Origin of the sequence: Mediterraneibacter gnavus ATCC 29149, assembly GCF_008121495.1 — a bacterium.
Lineage (GTDB): Bacteria > Bacillota > Clostridia > Lachnospirales > Lachnospiraceae > Mediterraneibacter > Mediterraneibacter gnavus.
The window spans coordinates 3052496-3072559 of record NZ_CP043051.1; the positions used below are offsets into that span (position 1 = coordinate 3052496).

Annotated in this window: 23 protein-coding genes and 1 riboswitch; of the genes, 16 read left to right on the top strand and 7 right to left on the bottom strand. The window is 44.1% G+C overall.

The window, feature by feature from the left end:
• Positions 1-19: 19 nt before the first annotated feature.
• Entirely contained in the window at positions 20-322 is a 303-nt protein-coding gene (locus tag FXV78_RS15215) for a Dabb family protein (RefSeq protein ID WP_004842843.1), read from the top strand.
• A gap of 38 nt (positions 323-360) precedes the next feature.
• Here the strand turns inward: FXV78_RS15215 and FXV78_RS15220 are convergent, their stop codons facing one another.
• Positions 361-987 (bottom strand): HAD family hydrolase, encoded by a 627-nt coding sequence (locus FXV78_RS15220; RefSeq protein ID WP_009244586.1) that lies wholly within the window; start codon positions 985-987, stop codon positions 361-363.
• A gap of 188 nt (positions 988-1175) precedes the next feature.
• Here FXV78_RS15220 and FXV78_RS15225 point away from each other — a divergent pair, with 188 nt between their 5' ends.
• Complete coding sequence (locus FXV78_RS15225) at positions 1176-1727, top strand: GNAT family N-acetyltransferase (protein WP_004842845.1); 552 nt, start codon at positions 1176-1178, stop codon at positions 1725-1727.
• Here FXV78_RS15225 and FXV78_RS15230 read toward each other — a convergent pair whose 3' ends face one another.
• Positions 1728-1952, bottom strand: coding sequence for a DUF4318 domain-containing protein (locus FXV78_RS15230; RefSeq protein WP_004842846.1), 225 nt, complete (start codon positions 1950-1952; stop codon positions 1728-1730).
• A 32-nt stretch (positions 1953-1984) separates the two neighbouring features.
• Positions 1985-2554: a dihydrodipicolinate synthase family protein gene (locus tag FXV78_RS15235; protein ID WP_233447384.1), complete on the bottom strand. Its 570-nt coding sequence runs from the start codon at positions 2552-2554 to the stop codon at positions 1985-1987.
• A 252-nt stretch (positions 2555-2806) separates the two neighbouring features.
• Between FXV78_RS15235 and FXV78_RS15240 the strand changes: the two genes are divergently transcribed.
• Both FXV78_RS15240 and FXV78_RS15245 read left to right on the top strand, forming a co-directional pair.
• Positions 2807-4444 (top strand): MutS-related protein, encoded by a 1638-nt coding sequence (locus FXV78_RS15240; RefSeq protein WP_004842848.1) that lies wholly within the window; start codon positions 2807-2809, stop codon positions 4442-4444.
• Between the two features lie 172 nt (positions 4445-4616).
• Positions 4617-6020, top strand: coding sequence for an NCS2 family permease (locus FXV78_RS15245; RefSeq protein ID WP_004842849.1), 1404 nt, complete (start codon positions 4617-4619; stop codon positions 6018-6020).
• 56 nt (positions 6021-6076) lie between these two features.
• On the opposite strand, the gene FXV78_RS15250 is transcribed toward FXV78_RS15245, so the two are convergent.
• The 4 genes from FXV78_RS15250 to FXV78_RS15265 all read right to left on the bottom strand — a co-directional run bounded on the left by FXV78_RS15250 (position 6077) and on the right by FXV78_RS15265 (position 10388).
• A complete protein-coding gene (locus tag FXV78_RS15250; protein ID WP_004842851.1) occupies positions 6077-6430 on the bottom strand; it encodes a hypothetical protein in 354 nt (117 codons plus the stop codon).
• Between the two features lies 1 nt (position 6431).
• Positions 6432-6788: a PqqD family protein gene (locus tag FXV78_RS15255; RefSeq protein WP_004842852.1), complete on the bottom strand. Its 357-nt coding sequence runs from the start codon at positions 6786-6788 to the stop codon at positions 6432-6434.
• A 96-nt stretch (positions 6789-6884) separates the two neighbouring features.
• The gene (locus FXV78_RS15260; RefSeq protein WP_004842854.1) at positions 6885-8780 is read right to left on the bottom strand and encodes an OPT family oligopeptide transporter; all 1896 of its coding nucleotides are present in this window, start codon (positions 8778-8780) and stop codon (positions 6885-6887) included.
• Between the two features lie 156 nt (positions 8781-8936).
• Positions 8937-10388 carry an aminoacyl-histidine dipeptidase gene (locus tag FXV78_RS15265; protein WP_004842855.1) on the bottom strand — a complete coding sequence of 484 codons (1452 nt, stop codon included), beginning with the start codon at positions 10386-10388 and terminating at the stop codon, positions 8937-8939.
• Between the two features lie 193 nt (positions 10389-10581).
• On the opposite strand from FXV78_RS15265, the gene yqfC reads away from it, so the two are divergent.
• The 12 genes from yqfC (at position 10582) to FXV78_RS15325 (ending at position 20057) form a co-directional block, all read left to right on the top strand.
• On the top strand, positions 10582-10866 hold the full coding sequence (gene yqfC, locus FXV78_RS15270) for a sporulation protein YqfC (RefSeq protein WP_172624263.1): 285 nt from the start codon (positions 10582-10584) through the stop codon (positions 10864-10866).
• Positions 10867-10877: 11 nt separating this feature from the next.
• Positions 10878-12119: a sporulation protein YqfD gene (locus FXV78_RS15275; RefSeq protein WP_004842857.1), complete on the top strand. Its 1242-nt coding sequence runs from the start codon at positions 10878-10880 to the stop codon at positions 12117-12119.
• Positions 12094-13089, top strand: coding sequence for a PhoH family protein (locus FXV78_RS15280; protein ID WP_009244595.1), 996 nt, complete (start codon positions 12094-12096; stop codon positions 13087-13089). Before FXV78_RS15275 ends, FXV78_RS15280 begins: the two co-directional genes overlap by 26 nt.
• Positions 13086-13583: an rRNA maturation RNase YbeY gene (ybeY, locus tag FXV78_RS15285; RefSeq protein WP_004842859.1), complete on the top strand. Its 498-nt coding sequence runs from the start codon at positions 13086-13088 to the stop codon at positions 13581-13583. Before FXV78_RS15280 ends, ybeY begins: the two co-directional genes overlap by 4 nt.
• A gap of 12 nt (positions 13584-13595) precedes the next feature.
• Entirely contained in the window at positions 13596-15320 is a 1725-nt protein-coding gene (locus FXV78_RS15290; RefSeq protein ID WP_004842860.1) for a putative polysaccharide biosynthesis protein, read from the top strand.
• A 70-nt stretch (positions 15321-15390) separates the two neighbouring features.
• Positions 15391-15747 (top strand): hypothetical protein, encoded by a 357-nt coding sequence (locus FXV78_RS15295; protein WP_004842861.1) that lies wholly within the window; start codon positions 15391-15393, stop codon positions 15745-15747.
• Between the two features lie 72 nt (positions 15748-15819).
• Positions 15820-16041 (top strand): DUF896 domain-containing protein, encoded by a 222-nt coding sequence (locus FXV78_RS15300; RefSeq protein WP_024852385.1) that lies wholly within the window; start codon positions 15820-15822, stop codon positions 16039-16041.
• Complete coding sequence (locus tag FXV78_RS15305) at positions 16019-16588, top strand: 5-formyltetrahydrofolate cyclo-ligase (RefSeq protein ID WP_009244597.1); 570 nt, start codon at positions 16019-16021, stop codon at positions 16586-16588. Before FXV78_RS15300 ends, FXV78_RS15305 begins: the two co-directional genes overlap by 23 nt.
• Positions 16582-16764: a DUF4250 domain-containing protein gene (locus FXV78_RS15310; protein ID WP_004842864.1), complete on the top strand. Its 183-nt coding sequence runs from the start codon at positions 16582-16584 to the stop codon at positions 16762-16764. The genes FXV78_RS15305 and FXV78_RS15310 overlap by 7 nt, the downstream gene beginning before the upstream one ends.
• Positions 16765-16875: 111 nt before the next feature.
• Positions 16876-17051, top strand: a riboswitch (cobalamin riboswitch).
• Between the two features lie 106 nt (positions 17052-17157).
• On the top strand, positions 17158-18201 hold the full coding sequence (locus FXV78_RS15315; protein WP_004842866.1) for an ABC transporter substrate-binding protein: 1044 nt from the start codon (positions 17158-17160) through the stop codon (positions 18199-18201).
• A gap of 21 nt (positions 18202-18222) precedes the next feature.
• On the top strand, positions 18223-19284 hold the full coding sequence (locus FXV78_RS15320) for a FecCD family ABC transporter permease (RefSeq protein ID WP_004842867.1): 1062 nt from the start codon (positions 18223-18225) through the stop codon (positions 19282-19284).
• Positions 19281-20057: an ABC transporter ATP-binding protein gene (locus tag FXV78_RS15325; protein ID WP_004842868.1), complete on the top strand. Its 777-nt coding sequence runs from the start codon at positions 19281-19283 to the stop codon at positions 20055-20057. Before FXV78_RS15320 ends, FXV78_RS15325 begins: the two co-directional genes overlap by 4 nt.
• Positions 20058-20064: the final 7 nt, after the last annotated feature.

A 20064-nucleotide genomic window follows, 5' to 3' on the forward strand; every position in this document is an offset into this window, starting at 1 on the left:
AGGGAAAGGAGGCGACAGTATGGTACATCATATTGTAATGTGGAAGTTCAAACCGGAAATCGAAGAGGAGAGAAAAGCAGACCTCAAAAAAGATATGGAAGCGAATCTGAGCAGTCTGATTGGAAAGGTACCGGGACTTTTAAGTGTATCGTTTGTGAGTGAACCATTTGCGTCAAGCACGCATGATATGGCGCTTGTGACAACGTTTGAAAAAGCGGAAGATATCAAAGCGTATTCTGCACATCCGGAGCATGTCAAAGTAGCGGATATATATGTGCGTCCGTTTGTGACAGAGCGTGCATGTCTGGATTATCGGGACTAGAAGAAAAGTATCGGAGCGGACAGTGCTCCGATACTTTTTTAAAAGGGATATTCCAGTAATTCTGGAAAACGCGTGATTTTGTGAGCATAATGAGTGGGAGAACCGAATCCGTATTCTGCAAAAATAAACGGAATTCCGGCAAAGGTGCAGGCATCGGCATCCCCCTTCGTATCCCCCACATAAACAGCATCTGTGATCTGAGCGCGTTCCATCAGAAGACGAATGTTTTCGCCTTTGGAAAGTCTGGTATTTCCGAAACATTCAAAGTCGGTGATGGCGTTCTCCAGTCCGGTCTTTTTCAGAAAGAGTTCAATATATCCTTTCTGACAGTTGGAGACAATGCAGACAGCATAATTCTGTGACAGTGTTAAGATGGTCTCTTTCACGCCGTCGAACAGAAGCGGTTCTCTGGCATTTTCCAGATAAAATTCTTCGTATTCACAGCAGGACTCCATCACAAGAGCGCGCTGAGATTCTGACAGAGTCGGAAAGAGGTTTGCGGCGATCTCATCCATCGGCTTTCCGAATTCCTGTTTCAGACGGTCCGCGGTAATGGGAGTATCCAGAGGGATCATCAGCTCACTGGCAGCCTGCATCCATGCTTCGGCTACAACACCGGTTGTGTCCCAGAGTGTTCCGTCTACGTCAAGTATCATTGCTTTCATAATATTAGATTCCTCTTCTTTCATTTAAAATCTTCAGAAAATCAAAAAAGATTTCAAGTACAGTATAGCATAGATTCTGCTTGGGAGGAAGAAAAAGAGACGTTGGAAAGCATTTGGTATCTGTGCTATAATGAACAAAGTTTTTAACTGCTTTAGACAGGAATAAAAAGTAGAAAGAGGTACATAAGATGATACGTTTTGCAACAGAAGAGGATGCACAGGCATTGCTTGCGATTTATGCATATTATATTGATACAGAAATCACATTTGAGTATGAATTACCGACAGAGGCTGAATTTCGGAAAAGGATTCGGACTGTCTTGGAAGAATATCCATATCTCATTTATGAAGATGCGGGAAATATCCTTGGATATGCCTATGCGCACCGCCATTTGGAACGGGCTGCATATCAGTGGAATGTGGAGCTGACCGTGTATCTGCATCCGGATGCTGTTTCCAGAGGGATCGGGAGAAGATTGTATGAAGAGTTGCTTCGGATTCTTACAGAGCAGGGAATCTGCAATGCATACAGTCTGATCACCCGTCCCAATGAAAAAAGTGAAAAGCTGCATGAAGCGATGGGATTTACCCTGATGGGAGTTTTGAAAAATACAGGCTATAAAAACGGCAAATGGCGGGATGTCAGCTGGTATGAAAAGCAGTTAAACCCATATCCGGAACATCCGGTTCCATTTCGAAAAATTGATGAATTATATAGAAAAGAAGAAAATTTTGGATGATTATCTGCTTAAAAAGCAGATAATCATCCAATACGAAGGTTGATCCAGATGATCTTCCTGTATTTTAGTTTGATAAAGTTCACCGTCTATTTTATATAGGATACGATCTCGTCTGGTAACACAGATGCAGTCGATACTGTGATCCATACAGAAGTGCTCAATACTGTGGCAGATTTCTTCTTTTGTAGGTTTTTGATCCTTAAAAATGATAATTTCTTTTTTCATAAACAGTCCTCCTGGTTACAGATATTCTGGAATTATTCCGAAAGAAGATGATAAAGTTTCAGACAGTTTTTTAGCTGTTGTGCAGCAAAATCATCCATTGGACACAGTGGGAGACGGCAGGGACCGACCGAAAGTCCCATCATGTTCATGGCAGTCTTGACTGGAACCGGATTGATGTCAGAGGTCAGCGATTCCAGGAGTGCTTCAATATTCGAAAGAACGGAGATTACACCCTTTGCTCCAAGAGCAAGGGCAGATACAGCCTGGTCGTCATTTCCGCAGTAGATATCAAGGCGATCACGATAACGGGAAGTGATTTTTGCAAGCTGCGAAAAATTTCCACTGGCCTCCTTGACAGCTGTCACATTTGGAATTTCCAACAGTTCCTCATTTTGCGCGTTTTTACATAAAAGTTGTGCGTGGCTTGTGTTATTAGAACCAGCACCTGCAATTACAGGGATTCTTCCATTGACAATTCGGCAGGTGAACTGAATCAGACGCAGATGTTCTTCATCGCTTAAACAGGCAGATTCTCCGGTTGTTCCAGCGACTACGATGGCATTCGTATGATGTGAAATCTGATATTCTAAAAGTTCTTCCATTTTTTTATAAGAAATAGAACCATCCATTTCATAGGGGTAATAATTGCTGTTGCAGAACCTTTAAAGACAGAAGTATTCATTTGTTGTTCCTCCTCTAAATACTGTTTTATTAGGCTTTTCTCTATGGTAAACTGTCTTTTGTAAAAAAGGTATTAAGAAATAGAAAGAGTATATGAATAAAATATGAAATTGACAAAATGGAAACAAATTGACACAATGTATTAATGCAATAATACAAATGAGGTGAGAGAAATGAATGAGGATCTCGTTCTTGCGATTACAATGTTGATTATTTTGGCGGTTGTAGTGCTGTTTATCCAGATTTCACAGCAGATCAAGGTGAAACGGATTCAAAAAATGAAGATCCAGAGGCGGTTTGGAGAGATTCCTGATATGGAGGAAATACTTCCGATCGAGAGGATCAGTGTCTATCATAAACACCAGGGAAGGGAAGATGTGGATCAGGTAACCTGGTCGGATCTTTCTATGGATCAGGTATTTCAGCGGATTGATCAGTGTGACAGTGCAGCAGGAGAGGCTGTACTTTACAACATGCTGCACTGTACAGATAACGGGCAGGCGCAGTGGAAAGAATTGCTGAAGTACTATGAGGAGGAGGCGGAAACGCGTAAAAAAGCAGAAGCAATCCTGATTTCCCTTGGGAAAAGAGAAGGGCTGTATTATCTTCCGGAATACGTGGATACACTTCAGGCAAGTCACGTGGGCTCTGTGTTCTTTTATCGCCTGCTTCAGATCCTCCTTCTGGGAAGTGTTGTGGGCGGACTGTGGAATGTTCAGATCCTGCCGCTGGCAGGCGTGATGGCAATTGTCAATATTGCGGTTTATATTATGACGCGGATGAAATATGAGCAGCAGATGAGCATGATGGAATTGATCGTACTTGTGATTGATACCGGAAAGCAGCTTACAAAAGAAAAATGTGCCGGCCTTGTACAGAAAGAACTGGAAGAGAAGTTAAAAGAACTGGGAAAACTGGATAAGCTGATCGGAAAGATGTCTGCTATGAGGCGAAACAGCTATTCCAGCGATCAGGGGGTGTTTCTGGATTACCTGTTCGGGATTACACTCTGGCAGCTTATATCTTATGAAAAGAGTGTGAAATGGCTGGAGAACAAACGAGAGAGTTATCTGCAGCTGTTTGAAGAGATCGGGCGCCTGGATGCGGCAATCAGTATTGCATCTTTTCGGAAAAGTCTTCCGTTTTATACTGAGCCGGAGTTTCATTCTGAAAGATCTGTACACATGGAAGAGATGTATCATCCTCTGATCGAAGAACCGGTGAGCAATTCCATGGACTGGAGTCGAAACTGTATTATCACAGGCAGCAATGCATCCGGAAAATCGACATGGATTAAGGCAGTGGCGATCAATCTCATTCTTGCCCAGACAATCTGTACCTGCACGGCAAAGCGGTTTCAGATGCATCCGGGACAGATTATGACTTCCATGGCAGTGAGGGATGACATCATGAAGGGGGAGAGTTATTTTCTGAAAGAAATGAAATATCTCAGAAGAATGCTGGAGAGCTTTTCAGAAGAGAAGCTGACGATCTGCATTATTGATGAGATCCTGAAAGGAACTAACACGAAAGAGCGAATTGCGGCATCCAAAGCGATTCTGGATTATATGCAGAGACAGAATTGTCTTGTGATGGTTGCGTCCCATGATTATGAATTGACAGTATTGCTGGAAGGTACTTATGAAAACTATCATTTTACAGAGCGGATCGGAGAGGATGATATTTATTTTGATTACAGGCTGTATCCGGGAGCTGTGACATCCGGCAATGCAATCAAGCTGTTGAAATTCATGAAATTCCCGGAAGAGATTGTGACAGAAGCAAAGCAACAGGTTACAATAGAATTGTAAGATTTGCGGTAAAAATACATAGAAAACAGAAAAAATATATATAAAACTAACAACAATAATAAAGAAAGTGTTAAAATTTTGTAAAAAATGAATTGACACCCGGCATGATATAACGTATAGTTGACTTGTGTACATAATTCTGTGTCAAAAATAAAAAAGGGAGGGAAAATTTATGAATCTTGACAAAATTTTTCACTTGAAAGAAAACAACACAAATGTCAAAACCGAGATTCTTGCGGGTGTCACAACATTTATGACAATGGCCTATATTCTGGCTGTAAACCCGAATATTCTGGCAGAGGCAGGAATGGATCACGGAGCGGTCTTCACAGCGACAGCTCTGGCAGCGTTCATCGGTACGTTATGTATGGCAATCTTTGCAAACTATCCGTTTGCACTGGCGCCGGGAATGGGACTGAATGCGTACTTTGCATACACGGTTGTACTCCAGATGGGGTATTCCTGGAAGGTCGCGCTGGCAGCAGTACTGGTAGAGGGTATTATCTTTATTCTGTTATCACTGCTGAGTGTGCGCGAGGCAATCTTTGATGCAATCCCGTATAATCTGAAAAAGGCGGTGTCGGTCGGAATCGGCCTGTTTATCGCATTTATCGGATTGCAAAATGCGAAGGTTGTGATCGGAGGCTCTACGCTTTTAAGTTTGTTCTCTTTAGATGGATACAATAAGAATCTGGCTGCGGCAGCAGGGGGCAAAGATTTCGTAGCGGCAAGCATGAATGATGTGGGGATCACAGTGCTGCTGGCAATCATCGGAATTATCATTACCGGAATCATGGTAGTCAAAAATGTAAAAGGAAATATTTTATGGGGAATTCTGATTACATGGGTATTAGGAATTATCTGTCAGTTTGCCGGACTGTATGTTCCGAATCCGGAGCTTGGATTTTATTCACTGCTTCCTGATTTCAGTGCAGGAATCAGCATTCCAAGTCTTTCTCCGATCTTTGCAAAATTCAGTTTAGAAGGCGTGCCGATTCTGGAATTTGTTGTGATCGTATTTGCATTCTTGTTTGTAGATTTGTTTGATACACTGGGAACTTTGATCGGAGTTTCTTCTAAGGCAAATATGCTGGATAAAGACGGAAAGCTTCCAAGGATCAAAGGAGCGCTCCTGGCGGATGCAGTTGGAACAACAGCAGGAGCAGTACTCGGAACCTCTACAACAACGACATTTGTAGAAAGCTCTTCCGGTGTTGCAGAAGGAGGACGCACAGGATTGACTGCAGTAACGACTGCTGTTTTATTTGGTCTGTCCTTGTTCTTGTCACCGATCTTTCTGGCAATTCCATCCTTCGCCACAGCGCCGGCGCTTGTGATTGTAGGATTTTACATGCTGAGTGCAGTGACAGATATTAATTTTGCAGATGCAGCCGAGGGAATCCCGGCATTTATCTGTATCGCAGCAATGCCGTTTTTCTATAGCATTTCTGAAGGAATCTCTATGGGAGTTCTCTCCTATGTATTCCTGAATCTGCTGACAGGAAAAGCGAAAAAGATCAGTCCGGTTATGTATGTACTGGCAGTCTTGTTTGTATTGAAATATCTGTTGATTTAGCATCAGAGAGAATTTTAAATGTCCGAATAACCTTGTTGAAAGGTTGTTCGGACATTTTATTTTCGAATCATATAATATGTTTGATGGTTCTGGCGGATTTCAGATATCAGATGCTGCCGGAGCATATAAGGCAGCAGAGAATCTAAAAATTGTTTTGGATCGGTGATCTGGATACGTTCACTGGAAAATGGCTGTTTTGCGTACAGATCTTTGACTGCTTCTTCTAATTCCTGACGTGACAGTTGTTTTTGTTTTTTCAGAGCTTTCTGAATTCTGGAGACACCCTTTGAAAAGAGCAGGTTGGATAAGTCCTGCTGCTGTCTCTGACTGCGCCAGAGTCCCCAGCCGTAAATAAGAGCGGTGGCAGCGGCGAATAACAGAACAAAGGGAATATATTGAAGAAAAGACATATCAATAAACCTCCTTTAGCTCGATCAGATGATGATCCTTTAAAATCTCCAGAAACCGGATCAGACGGGCAAGTGGTTTTTCCATTTTTGGAAACTGTGACTGCAGATCCAGTGAGAGCTGATGTACGGTTTTCTGATCATTGATTGACTGCCAGAGAAAGCTGCCGTAGTCATCCAGCTTGATCGCGCTTACCTTTGGACGTTTGAAAAAGCGCTGTGCGATCCGGTGATAAAATCCTCTCCATTCGATCATGACCGTAACCTGACCTTTGTCGTTTGTTTCATACTCGATCTCAGGATTTTTGACGACAATAAAATCCATATAATTCTGATTTGAAATCTTCTTTTTCTTTGACATAATGTCTCCTTTTTAAAATAATAAAGAATAAGTACAGCCTGTCTTTCGACAGGCCGTATCTTCTGTTTTCTGCTGTTTCAGTGAATGGAATAAAAATTATTCGCTTTTCTTTCCGCCTTTGATACATACTCTTGCGAGATATAATAAAAGCAGGATAAATACAATTAAGCTTCCGATTTCTCCGATTGAGAATTTTTTGGAGAGATCGATGATCTTATCTAATTTTGCAACGGCAAAGATTGCGAGGATGACACCCATCAATCCTTCTCCGGCGATCAGACCGGATGTGAAGAGGATTCCGTGATCCACGCTTGCCTTTTTCTCTTTTTCAGAGACGTTTCGTTTGTCCATGAACAGACGGACAAGTCCGCCGGCCATAATTCCGGCATTTAAGCTGAATGGAAGGTACATACCGACTGCAAACGGCATTACCGGAACTTTCAGGATTTCCATGACGATTGCTACACAGACACCAATCAGGATCAGTGACCATGGAAGTTCTGCGCTCATGATACCTTCTACCAGCATTTTCATCATCGTTGCCTGTGGAGCAGGGATCGCTTCAGATCCATATCCCCATGCATTGTCCAGAAGCTGCAATACAAATCCGATCGCAGCAGCAGAAACAACGACACCGATCATCTCACCGATCTGCTGTTTCTTTGGAGTTGCACCGACAATAAATCCGGTCTTCAAATCCTGTGAACAGTCTCCGGCAATCGCTGCGATGACACAGATAATACCACCAATTGCGATGGCACCAGTCATACCTTTCACTCCGGTTGTACCGGTAGCTTTCAGAAGTAATGTGGCGATCAGAAGTGTTGCGATCGCCATACCGGATACCGGGTTGTTGGAAGATCCGATGAGTCCTACCATACGGGAAGAAACGGTTGCAAAGAAGAATCCAAATACAATAACGATCAGAGCGCCGATTGGATTAACCGGGAATGCCGGCACCAGCCAGATGGCAATTCCGATCACCAGGATCATAACAAGTAAGAATGGCATCGGAATGTCCTGCTCTGTACGCAGTGCTGAAGCACTGCTTTTCTTTTTCATACTCTGCATTGCCTGTTTAAAGGTCTTCGCAATGAGCGGAAGGCTCTTGATCAGACTGATCACACCACCGGTTGCAACAGCACCTGCACCGATATATTTGATGTAAGTTCCCCAGAGATCACTTGGAGCCATCTGGGCAATCGGATCGGTCCCAGGGAAAATTGCCTGTGCATCTGCACCGAACAGTGCGATGGCAGGCATCAGTACAAACCAGCTCAATGTACTTCCGGCCAGCATATAGCTGGAAATCTTCGGTCCGCAGATGTAACCGACACCTGCCAGTGCAGGGAGTACCTGGACTCCAACGGAAGAACCGGCATAGGCTTTGATGTCATATCCAATCTCACTTGGGAAGACTTTCAGTCCGTCTGCGATAAATTTGTAAGCGGCAGCGATTCCCAGACCGGAGAATACCGTACCTGCTTTGCTTCCGCCTTCTTCTCCGGCAAGAAGAACTTCTGCACAGGCAGTACCTTCCGGAAACGGAAGTGTGCCGTGTTCTTCTACGATCAGTGCCTGACGCAGAGGAACCATAAAAGCAACACCGAGAAGACCACCTACTAATGCAACAAGAAAGATTGTGATCATACTCGGAGAATCGATCGTTCCTTCTTTTGCCCACAGGAACAGGGCAGGGAGCGTAAAGATTGCTCCGGCTGCAACGGATTCACCGGCAGAACCGATCGTCTGGACAAGGTTGTTTTCCAGAATGGAGTCTCTGCGAAGGATGACGCGGATGATTCCCATGGAAATAACCGCCGCCGGAATAGAGGCGGAGATCGTCATACCGACACGCAGACCCAGATATGCATTCGCCGCACCGAAAACGATGGCGAGCAGAATACCAATCAGGAGAGAGGTTACCGTGAACTCCGGTACGACACGGTCGGCCGGGATATACGGCTTGAAATTATTTTTGTTATCAGACATGTATAAATTTTTCCTTTCTTTTCTCAAAATCTCTTTCCCAATCCATCTGAAATTACAGCAAAATCTATTATATCAGAGCATCCCTGCATTCCCCAGAGAACGCGGGGATGTCATAATATCAAAAATAAGGATATGTTACTGGTTACAGTAACAAGTCTATGCAAGCTTTTTTAAGACATCTGTCAAGAGCTCATAGAACCGTTCGAAAGAATCCAGCGGCAGATGTTCATCCGGTGTGTGGCATCCGCGGATCGTAGGGCCGACTGCAATGGCATCTAGTCCAGGGATCGCATCAGAGAAAAGTCCACATTCCAGACCTGCATGGATGGCTTCGATCTTCAGATCATCGTGGAACAGTTCTTTGTAGCTTTGCACAAAAACATCGCGGATCGGAGAAACTTCTGCAAAACTCCAGCCCGGATACTCGCCGTGCATGCTGACTTCGAAACCGAAGGTTTCTGCCAGAAGGCAGAGCTTTTCTTTGAGTGCGCTCATCAGTGTGGCAACAGAAGAACGTGGTGCAAATACAAGGGATGCACTTGTCTCATCAGTTGCTGCAATTCCGAGATTTAACGAAGTGACTGTAAAACCGTCCAGGTTCATGTTGCGGAATTGTACACCGTTTGGCGCAAGACACATTGCCGTGATAAAGGCTTTTCCATCCTCGGCAGAGATCACATCTGCAGTTCCGTTTTCTGTGCTTACAAGGAACTGAAATGCCGGCTCATACGGACAGATCTCGGATGAAAAGTCAGCAGAGAGTGCCAAAGCCAGATTTTCCGCATTTTTTGCAGCAACTTCATCAGAATAGAACAGAGTTGCGGATGTCTCACGAGGGATGGCATTGTCCTTTGTACCGCCGTTAAAATCAACTAAAAGGGCATCGGTATTGTGGAACAGATGATTGATCATACGAGCCATCAACAGATTGGCATTCTGATGTTCTTTGTTGATATCTGTTCCGGAATGTCCGCCCAGAAGTCCGGTCGCCTCCAGATGGAGCAGCATCCCTTCTTTTTTACTGCGGGTGATTGGACGGGTGAGACCGAAACGAAGTCCTCCTGCACAGCTGACTGTGGCAACTCCCTCGTCCTCGGAATCCAGATTGATCATGGTACGAGCTGAAAGAAGGGATTTATCCAGTGCTTCTGCTCCGTTCAATCCGATCTCTTCCTGTGTAGTGAACACACATTCCAGTGCCGGATGTGTCAGTGTATCGTCATCTAGGATCGCAAGCATGCATGCAACGGCAGCTCCGTTGTCCCCGCCAAGGGTAGTGCCGTTTGCGGAGAGTACGCCGTCTTTTATGATCAGATCCAGAGGGTCTGTTGTAAAATCATGTGCAACGCCTGCGAGTTTTTCACATACCATGTCCGTATGCCCCTGCAGCATAACGGCCGGTTTTTCTTTAGCCCCTGCGCTTGCAGGCTTTTTGATGATCACATTGAAAAGTGCATCCCGGTGATACCACAGATTTCGTTCTTCGGCAAATGCCACGAGATAGTCACTGATTGCTTTCTCGTTGGCAGAGCCACGAGGAATGGCACTGATGTCTTCGAAAAAGTGAAATAATTTTTCTGGTTTGTATCCTGTGATTTTATAATTCATAGATCATACCTCTTTTCTAATATAAATATCGTTCGTTCTATTCTAGCATTTTTAGCGTGGTAAAGCAAGAAAATCTTAGAAAATGAAAGTGGTTCAGCGGAAAATCAAAAAATCCGGGAAAGACAGGAAACGAATAGGAAGAGGAGGTTCTGCATACATTTTGGATAAGAGGCGTATAACGGCAGTGCAGAATATGAAAAGAGAAGCAGAAAAAGAAAAGTTAAGAGAACGGTTTGCGGCGGCTGCAAATATGCCAAAGGATGTGGTGTTAGGGGCATCTGTCGTGACTGTGATCGGAAACGGGGAAATCAGTATTGAAAATTACCGCGGAATTTTAGAATATACAGGAGAGCTGATCCGGGTACAGACGAAAAAAGGGCAGATCCAGGTACACGGAAAGGGACTGCAGATTGAGTACTATCTGAATGATGAGATGAAAATAACAGGGAAGATCCATACCCTTGAATATGAAATGTGAGGTAAACAGCAATGCAGAGAATCCTGCGTTTTTTGAGAGGATATGTAAAAATCAGAATAAAGGGATACTCCCCGGAGCGTTTTTTAAATCTGTGCAGTCATCATCAGATCGATATCTGGGGACTTCAGCCCTGTAAAAATTCTTATGAGATGTATGTAAAGCTGAAGGATTTTCGGAAAATCCGTCCGATCGTGAGAAAAACGCGCACGAAGGTCGTTTTAGTGGAACGCTTCGGCATGCCATTTTTTCTAACAAGATGTCAGAGCAGAACATGGTTTCTCGCAGGAGCTGTGCTCTGTATACTCCTGTTGATGTTCTACACTTCGTTTATCTGGGATATCCATTTTGAAGGAAATGAAAAATGGACGGATGAAGTACTGCTTCAATTTCTGGAGCAGGAGAAGATCACACCTGCCATGCCAAAAGGGAAGGTAGACTGCGCGGATATCGTGCGGAAGATTCGGCAGAAATATGATGATATTGTGTGGGTCTCAGCCTCCATCGATGGAAGCAGGCTGAAAATACAGATCAAGGAGAATGAAGATACGTTTCAGGAGGTGCAAAAGGAAGAAAAACCCTGTGATCTGATCGCAGAACAGGACGGGGTGATCACAAAGATGGTGACACGTTCCGGAGTTCCCATGGTGCATGTCGGGGATCAGGTGAAAAAGGGGGATATCCTTGTGTCAGGCAGAATCGAGGTGTGCAATGATGCAAAAGAGGTGGTAGAATATCAGTATGAGCAGGCAGATGCGGATATTAGGGCAGACACGCAGACAGAATATGAGGATGAAATCAGCACATACTATGAAGAAAAGAGGTATCAGAACCAAAAACGGATGCAGGTTTTTGTGGAATTTAAAAACTGGGAATGTCATCTTGGAAGTGTGAAAAATTCTTTTCCGAAAAGTGAACAATATGTGATGAAACGTCAGGTGACCCTGGGAGAAAATTTTCATCTTCCACTATTTTATGGGGTAAAAGTTGCAAAATCATACCAGATAAAAGAAAAAAGATATACAAATGAAGAAATTCAAAAGAAATTGAGCGAAAACTTCAAACAATTTTCAAAGGAATTGAAGGAAAAAGGTATTCAAATACAGGGAAATAGTGTTAAAATACACATAGGCAAAAAATCTGCGGTTGCAAAAGGGAGCTTATACCTGAATGAAGACATTGCAAAAAAAGCAGATACAGAAATATTAGAGATTGAAAGGAATAAGAAGGATGAGTCTTTCAGAACTGATGATTGATATACCGGCGGAGCACGAGAGAAATGTGTTCGGGCAGTTTGATGCGTATGCAAAAAAGCTGGAGCGGACGTTTCATGTGACACTGATCGCCAGAGAAGGCAAAGTGAAGATATTAGGTGAAGATAAAAATGCAGAGAAGGCAAGGCGGGTATTGGATCAGCTTGCTGCTCTGTCAAAAAGAGGAAATGAGATTACGGAACAGAATGTAGATTATGCCATGTCACTGGTCTATGAGGATCAGGAGGAGGCGATGGTGGAGATGGATCGGGAATTGATCTGTCACACATTGCAGGGAAAACCGATCAAACCGAAGACGCTGGGACAGAAGCGTTATGTAGATGCCATTCGGGAAGGAATGATCACGTTTGGGCTGGGACCTGCGGGAACCGGAAAGACCTATCTTGCCATGGCTATGGCAATCACAGCGTTTCAGAGAAATGAAGTGAGCCGTATTATCCTTACCAGGCCGGCGATAGAGGCAGGAGAAAAACTGGGATTTCTTCCGGGAGATCTTCAGAGCAAGATCGATCCCTATCTGCGTCCTCTTTATGATGCATTGTATCAGATCATGGGAGCGGAAAGTTTTGCAAAAAATTCAGAAAAAGGTCTGATCGAGGTTGCACCTCTTGCTTATATGAGAGGAAGAACACTGGACAATGCGTTTATCATTCTGGATGAGGCACAGAATACGACGCCGGCACAGATGAAAATGTTTCTGACAAGGATCGGATTTGGTTCCAAAGTCGTGATCACCGGAGATGCCACCCAAAAGGACCTTCCGGCAGGAACGGTTTCCGGTCTGGATGTAGCAGTCAAGGTGGTAAAAAATCTGGAGGGGATCAGCATCTGCACACTGACGAGCAAGGATGTGGTGCGGCACCCGCTTGTACAGAAGATCGTAAAGGCATATGAAGAGTATGAAAAGAAGAGCACCCGTACAAAGGGCGGTACAAAAAGGAGAAAATCATGAGTTTGTATTTAGAAGAAGAAGGAGAAATCACACTTCCGTTTGAAACGAAAGAAGTGGCAGATCTGGTGGTGGAAGCCGCATTGGAATATGAGGGATGTCCTTATGAAGCAGAGATCAATCTGCTGCTGACCACAGACGATGAGATCCACCGGATGAACGAGGAGTTTCGTCAGATCGACCGGGCAACGGATGTTTTGTCGTTTCCGATGCTGGAATATGAGACTCCGGGAGATTTCTCGTTTGTGGAAGAGGAGGCCGAAGCATTTAATCCGGAATCTGGAGAACTGATGCTTGGTGACATTGTTATTTCCAAGGAGAAGGTACTTGCACAGGCAGAGGCCTATGGACACTCACCGAAACGGGAATTTGCATTTCTGATCGCACACAGTATGCTTCATTTGTTCGGATATGATCATATGGAAGAAGAGGAGCGTCTGGTCATGGAAGAAAGACAGCGTGAGATCATGGAAAAAGTCCAGATTTTAAGGGCGTGACGGAGGAGACGGATGGCAGATATACAGAAGAACAAAAGAAGAAAAAAACAGTCGAAAGAGAATGAATTTTTGATACAGGGAGCAATCCTTGCAGCGGCGGCAGTGATTGTAAAGATCATCGGGGCATTGTACCGGATTCCGCTGACCAATATTATCGGAGATGAGGGAAACGGATTTCTCGGATATGCATATGAGATTTATGCGATGGCACTGATGCTGTCCTCCTTCAGTCTTCCGATCGCGGTATCCAAGCTGGTCTCCACAAAGATGGCGATGCACCAGCCAAGAAACGCCTTTCGAATTTTTAAATGTGCAATGATGTTTGCGGTTTCCGTGGGGGCAGTTGTGGCACTGGCAATCTTTCTGGGGGCAGATATGATCTCCAGACATCTGATGGAATCGCCGCTTAGTGTCTATACACTCAAGGTGCTGGCTCCGGCGCTGTTTATCGTGGCAGTGCTCGGTGTAATGCGCGGATATTTTCAGGGAATGGGAACTATGGTTCCGACTGCGATCTCCCAGGTTTTGGAGCAGATCATCAATGCAACAGTCAATATCGTAGGAGCCAGCATCATGATCAAAGTGGGGATGGCAGCTGCGAAAAAGCAGGACAATCCTTTGCTTGAACCGGCCTATGGGGCAGCGGGAGGAACGGCGGGAACGGCTACGGGAGCACTGGTCGCACTGTTGTTTTTGATGTTTGTGTTTGTACTGTTTCAAAAAGTGATGATGCGGCAGATGAGAAGAGACCGCACGAAACATCAGGATGGATATGGGCAGATTTTGAAGGTTCTTCTTTTGACGATCGCCCCGATCCTGTTCAGTACGGCAATCTATAATATCAATCAGATTATTGACCTGACCTTGTTTGCAAAGATCATGGCAGCACAGGGAGTTACCTTGAAAGAATATATCATTCCACAGGGAATTTACACAGGAAAATACAATACGTTGATCAACATCCCGCTTGCGATGGCGAACGGACTTGCAGCATCTGTTATTCCGGCACTGACAGCGGCAGTTGCCTCCAGAAACCGGACGCAGATGCAGAATAAGATCAATCAGACGATCCGTCTTACCATGCTGATCGCGATTCCTTGTTTTGTGGGATTTGTGGTACTGGCATCGCCGATCATGCAGTTCCTTTACGGAGATTCCAGAACGGAGCCTGCACTGATGCTGGCATCCGGGGCGATCACAGTTGTGTTGTACAGTTCCTCAACAGTTACAAACTCGATTCTGCAGGGACTGGACCGGCTGACTGCACCGGCAAAGAATGCGCTGATTTCACTGGGGATCCATCTTGTGGCAGTCCTTTTGATGCTGGTTGTTTTCAAATGGGGGATTTATTCTCTCGTATTCAGTAATGTGATCTTCAGTTTTTGTATGTGTGTACTGAATATGAAGGATGTATATAAGGCAAGTGGATTCAGACAGGATTTCAAGACCTGTTATATCAAGCCGTTTCTGGCAGCTTTGATCATGGGAGTGGCGGCATTTGTGTCCAATAAGCTTCTTAGCGCCCTGATGCCGGGAAGATTTCTGGCAAATGGACTTTCTATCATCATTGCCATGCTGGTGTACGCAGTGGCGGTGATCCGGGTAGGAACGCTTTCCGAGTCAGATATGCTGGCACTTCCAATGGGCGGACGGATCTTAAGAGTCTGCAAACGTTTTAAGATTTTTCCACAGGAGAGAGACCTGGACGATGATGATGACATTGAATATCTGGATTGACAAAATCAAGTGAACTGAATAAAACCGGTACAAAGAGCCAATACTGTATGAAAAAAGGAGTCGGACTTTTATGAAGAAGAAATACTGTATTGGCTTTTTTGTGGTCTTGTTTGTGTTTGTCAGTCTGCTCGGAATCGGATATCAGGTGAGTTACCAGTATGTGATGGACAGGCAGATGGCGCGGCAGCAGGATAAACAGCAAAGAAGTGTTGCCGTGAAAGGGGAAGCAGAAAAAAATGAAGGATATTATCTGGCAGAGCTGCATGGCTATGTGGTCGTCTATCTGTTTGATCAATCTACAATTTATGAATTTACAGACATTCCGTTTGAAGAACTGCCGAAAGAAGTGCAGACAAATGTAAAGCAAAAAAAATATGTTGAAACAGAGGAGGAACTTTACGCATTTCTGGAAAATTATTCCAGCTAAAAAACAGCGGGGTAGACGAAAATCGAGAAATAGTGTAAGATGGAGAAAGAATTTTTGGGAAAGGATAAGATTATGGACGAACAAAAGGTAAAAAGAATCAATGAACTGTATAGAAAATCAAAAGCAGAAGGACTGACTGATGCGGAAAAGAAAGAACAAAAGATTCTCAGGCAGGAATATATTGATGCATTCAAACGCAATTTGAGAAGTCAGCTCAATAATATTGATGTGGAAGAAAAAGACGGTACAATCGTCAATCTGGGAGAGAAATTTGGAAACAAAGCGGGACATTAGAAAACAGATGTTATGCGCCAGAGACCGGCTGACAGACAGAGAGTGGGAGACATACAGTGACAGGATCACAGAGCAGGTTGTCTCCCATCCTTTATTTGTGCAGGCGAAAGAAATCTGGTGTTATGTATCTATGGGAAAAGAAGTGTGTACAGAACAAATTCTGGTAAGTGCGTGGAGAGCGGGAAAAAGAACCGCAGTGCCTAAAGTGACCGGAAAACGGGAGATGAAGTTTTACTACATAGAATCGTTGAATGATCTGGAAACAGGAGCGTTTGGAATTTTGGAGCCGAAAGAAGAGAAAAAAGGGGCAGACTGCTGCCTGGAAAAATCGGATCTCTTGATGCTTGTTCCCGGCGTTTCGTTCGATCCGGCGGGAAGAAGGATCGGATATGGAGGAGGATTTTACGACACGTATCTTCAGAAAATGGAAGGATGCCATACGTTTGGACTTGCGTTTGAGGTGCAGATGGCAGATCAGATTCCTGCTGAGGCACATGACATTCGGATGGAATATGTGATGACAGAAAAGAGGTGCTGGAAATGCTGACAGGATTACCGAAAGATCCGATACTTCTTCTAAGCGTGGTAAATACAAAACTGAGAGATTATTATCCAAGCCTGGATGCTCTCTGTGATGATATGGACGTTTCAAGAGAAGTGCTGGAGGAAAAACTCGGCATGATCGACTACAGATACGATGCAGAAAAAAATCAGTTTGAATAGTGGATGAAAGGTAAGGCAGGGAAATATCCCTGTCTTTTGAAATTTTATAAACTTAGAAGGTTTTACTGGATAAATGCAGGAAATTAATGCTATAATATTTCGGACTGCATGCAATGTGCAGACGGCTTCAGTGTTTTGGCTTAATAAGGAACAATGTGCAATTCATTGGCAGCTTATCCCTGAGGTAAGGCGGACAAAATTTCAGATACCATTGCAGAGAATTCTGTGAGAAGGTGAAATGGCGGGAGATGCCAAGCCCTAAGACTTGCTGAAGTCATCTTACGATTTCTTGATAAGAAGAAAGAGAAAGGGGACGAGGTAGATGAAGACCTGATCATGACCTTTTATCAATAGAGCAACTGGGATAAAATTGATAAAGAAAGGTCAAAGTTTATGAAAAAGAAAATAGTAAGCTGCATCCTGTGTGCAGCAGCGACGATATCTCTTGTTTCCGGATGTGGAAGCAATAAGGAGACAGAAACTGATAAAAAAGAAGCTCATGCAGAAAAATCGGTACAATCAGAAGATCGTAATTATGAACCGGTTACAATTCAGCTGAATCTGGAGCGATCCGGGCTGGGAAAAAATGTAGAGTATACCTTTAAGCAAAAACCGGATCATGTGGTTGCTTCCGGAGATCAGATGGCAGATTTGTTTTTTGATCTGGGCTTAGAGGAGCAGATGGCCGGATACACGAAAGGGAGTTGCTGGAGTCTTGTCTCGGAATATCCTGCAAGAGATTCTGTACCACAGATCGCAGAACCCGGAGTGAACCTGTCATCTGTTTCAAAGGAAGAACTGCTTGCTACAGGCTGTGATTTTCTGATCGGCTGGGATTCCGTATTTTCAGATAAAAATTTCAGTACAGAATTCTGTGACGAAAATGGAATTGCCATGTATTTCCCATATGTATGCTCAGACAGTGCCACATTTGAAGATTTGTACAAAGACTATGAGACACTGGGCAAGATTTTTCAAGTGGAAGAAACTGCAGAGCAGAAAATACAAAAAATGAAGGATACACTTCAGGATGTGAAAGAGGCGCTTGGAGAAGATGCATACAAGAACCCGAAAAAAGTGTTTGTCTATGATTCGGGAGAAGATGCCCCTTTTACAGCATGCCAGGGGATGCCGGGAGATATTTTGAAATCGGCAGGCGCCATCTCTATTTTTAATGACATTGAAGCCGGGTGGGCAACCCCTTCCTGGGAAGAAGTGGTAGAACGTGATCCGGATGCAATCCTCCTTTTAGACTATGATGGAGATGTAGAAGAAAAGGCAGAATTTCTTCGCACCAATGCTGCAACAAAAGATTTAAGGGCAATCAAAGAAGGAAAAATCTATTCTGCATGCTGTGCAGACATGCAGGGCTCTGCCGGATCAGCAGCTGCAGTTGAAGAAATTGCAAAGCAGTTATATCCAGATTGTTTTCAATAGGAAAGGGAGTTCTTCTATTACATGAAAGAATTAAATAAAAGACAGAAAAGAGTAAGGCACCTGTCCCTGTTTTGCGCTGTATTTGTGTGCAGTGTTTTAGCGGTAGGTTGTTCCGTTTCCTTTGGAGCTGTCAAGATTCACCCTTTTGAAGTATTTCGTATTATTATGAACCATCTGTCAGGGCGGGAGATATTTTTCCCGACATGGGAAACCAATATGGAAACAATTATCTGGAATATCCGACTTCCAAGAGTTGTGCTTGCGTGGTTTGTAGGTGCCGGACTTTCTGTGTGTGGAGTACTGATGCAGGCGTTGACAAAAAATGCTCTGGCAGATCCTTATGTACTTGGTATTTCTTCCGGAGCTTCAGCAGGAGCGGTATGTGCCATCATCACAGGCTGTTTTCATTTTGCAGGCGGATACGGAACCATGTTTGGAGCAATTTGCGGAGCGGCCCTGGCAATTGTATTATCCATGGCGATTGCAACATATAAGGGAACCGTTACTTCGACACAGCTGATCCTGGCGGGGATTGCGACTTCTGCGTTGTTTAGCGGGATCACCAATCTGATCATTTACGGGTATCATACCGGATCGGATAAGACAAAGACAGCACAATACTGGATGGTAGGTTCTTTGAGTGGCGCAAGCTGGGAGAAAGTCAAATATGTTGCAGCTGCTTTTCTGATTACAGTCTGCATCATTCTTCTTTTTACAAGAGAACTGGATATGCTGCTTTTGGGAGATGGCACTGCTGAGAATCTGGGAGTCAATGTAACAAGAATCAAAATGGTTGTGATCATCATGGCTGCCGTATTGACCGGAATTGTGGTCTCTGTCAGTGGAGTGATCGGCTTTATCGGGCTTGTTGTTCCACATATTGCGAGAAGAATGGTAGGATCACGGCATACGATAGTATTACCGTTTGTAATTGTTTTGGGCGGATTGTTTACTGTACTGGCAGATTTTCTCTCGCGGGTGATCGTTGCACCGGAGGAGCTCCCAATCGGAATTATTGCGGCTTTGTCCGGCGCACCGTTTTTCCTGTATCTGATCCGCAGGGGAAGGAGGAAGAGCACATGAACCATAGCTTTTTGACAGTTCGCGGATTGGACTACAGTATTGATGGAACCGAGATTCTGCAGGATGTTTCTCTGGAAGTACCGGAAGGCACTTTTGTCGGGCTGATTGGTCCCAATGGCTGCGGAAAATCAACGTTGCTGAAAAACATATACAAAACGTACAGACCACAGAAAGATACCGTTTATATCGACGGGAAGGATGTTGTTTCGCTGTCAGCGAAAGAGATGGCAAGACAAGCAGCAGTTGTCGCACAGGAAAATCAGACCGAATTTGATCTGGAAGTGCTTGATATGGTTATGTATGGACGCTATGCACATCGTAGGTTTTTAGAAAAGGAAACAGAAGAGGATCTTGCAATCTGCAGGCGTTTTTTAGAAGAAGTGGGACTGAAAGGATACGAAAACCGCTCTTTTTTCAGCTTGTCCGGAGGAGAAAAACAAAGGGTGCTCATGGCAAGAACGCTTGCTCAGGAGAGCAGACTGATTCTCCTGGATGAGCCGACGAATCATCTGGATATCCGGTTTCAATATCTGTTGATGGAGATCTTAAAGAAACAGGATGCGACGATTTTTTCTTCCGTTCATGATCTGAATATTGCAGCCATGTACTGCGACAGAATTTTACTTATGGATCGGGGGAGGATCATCAAAGCGGGAACACCCGAAGAGATTCTTACCGAGGAAAATATTTTACAAATTTTTGGAATCCATGCGCAGATCACGAAAAATCCGATTACGCAAAAGATACAAGTGTATTATATTCCGAAAGGATAACAGAGGA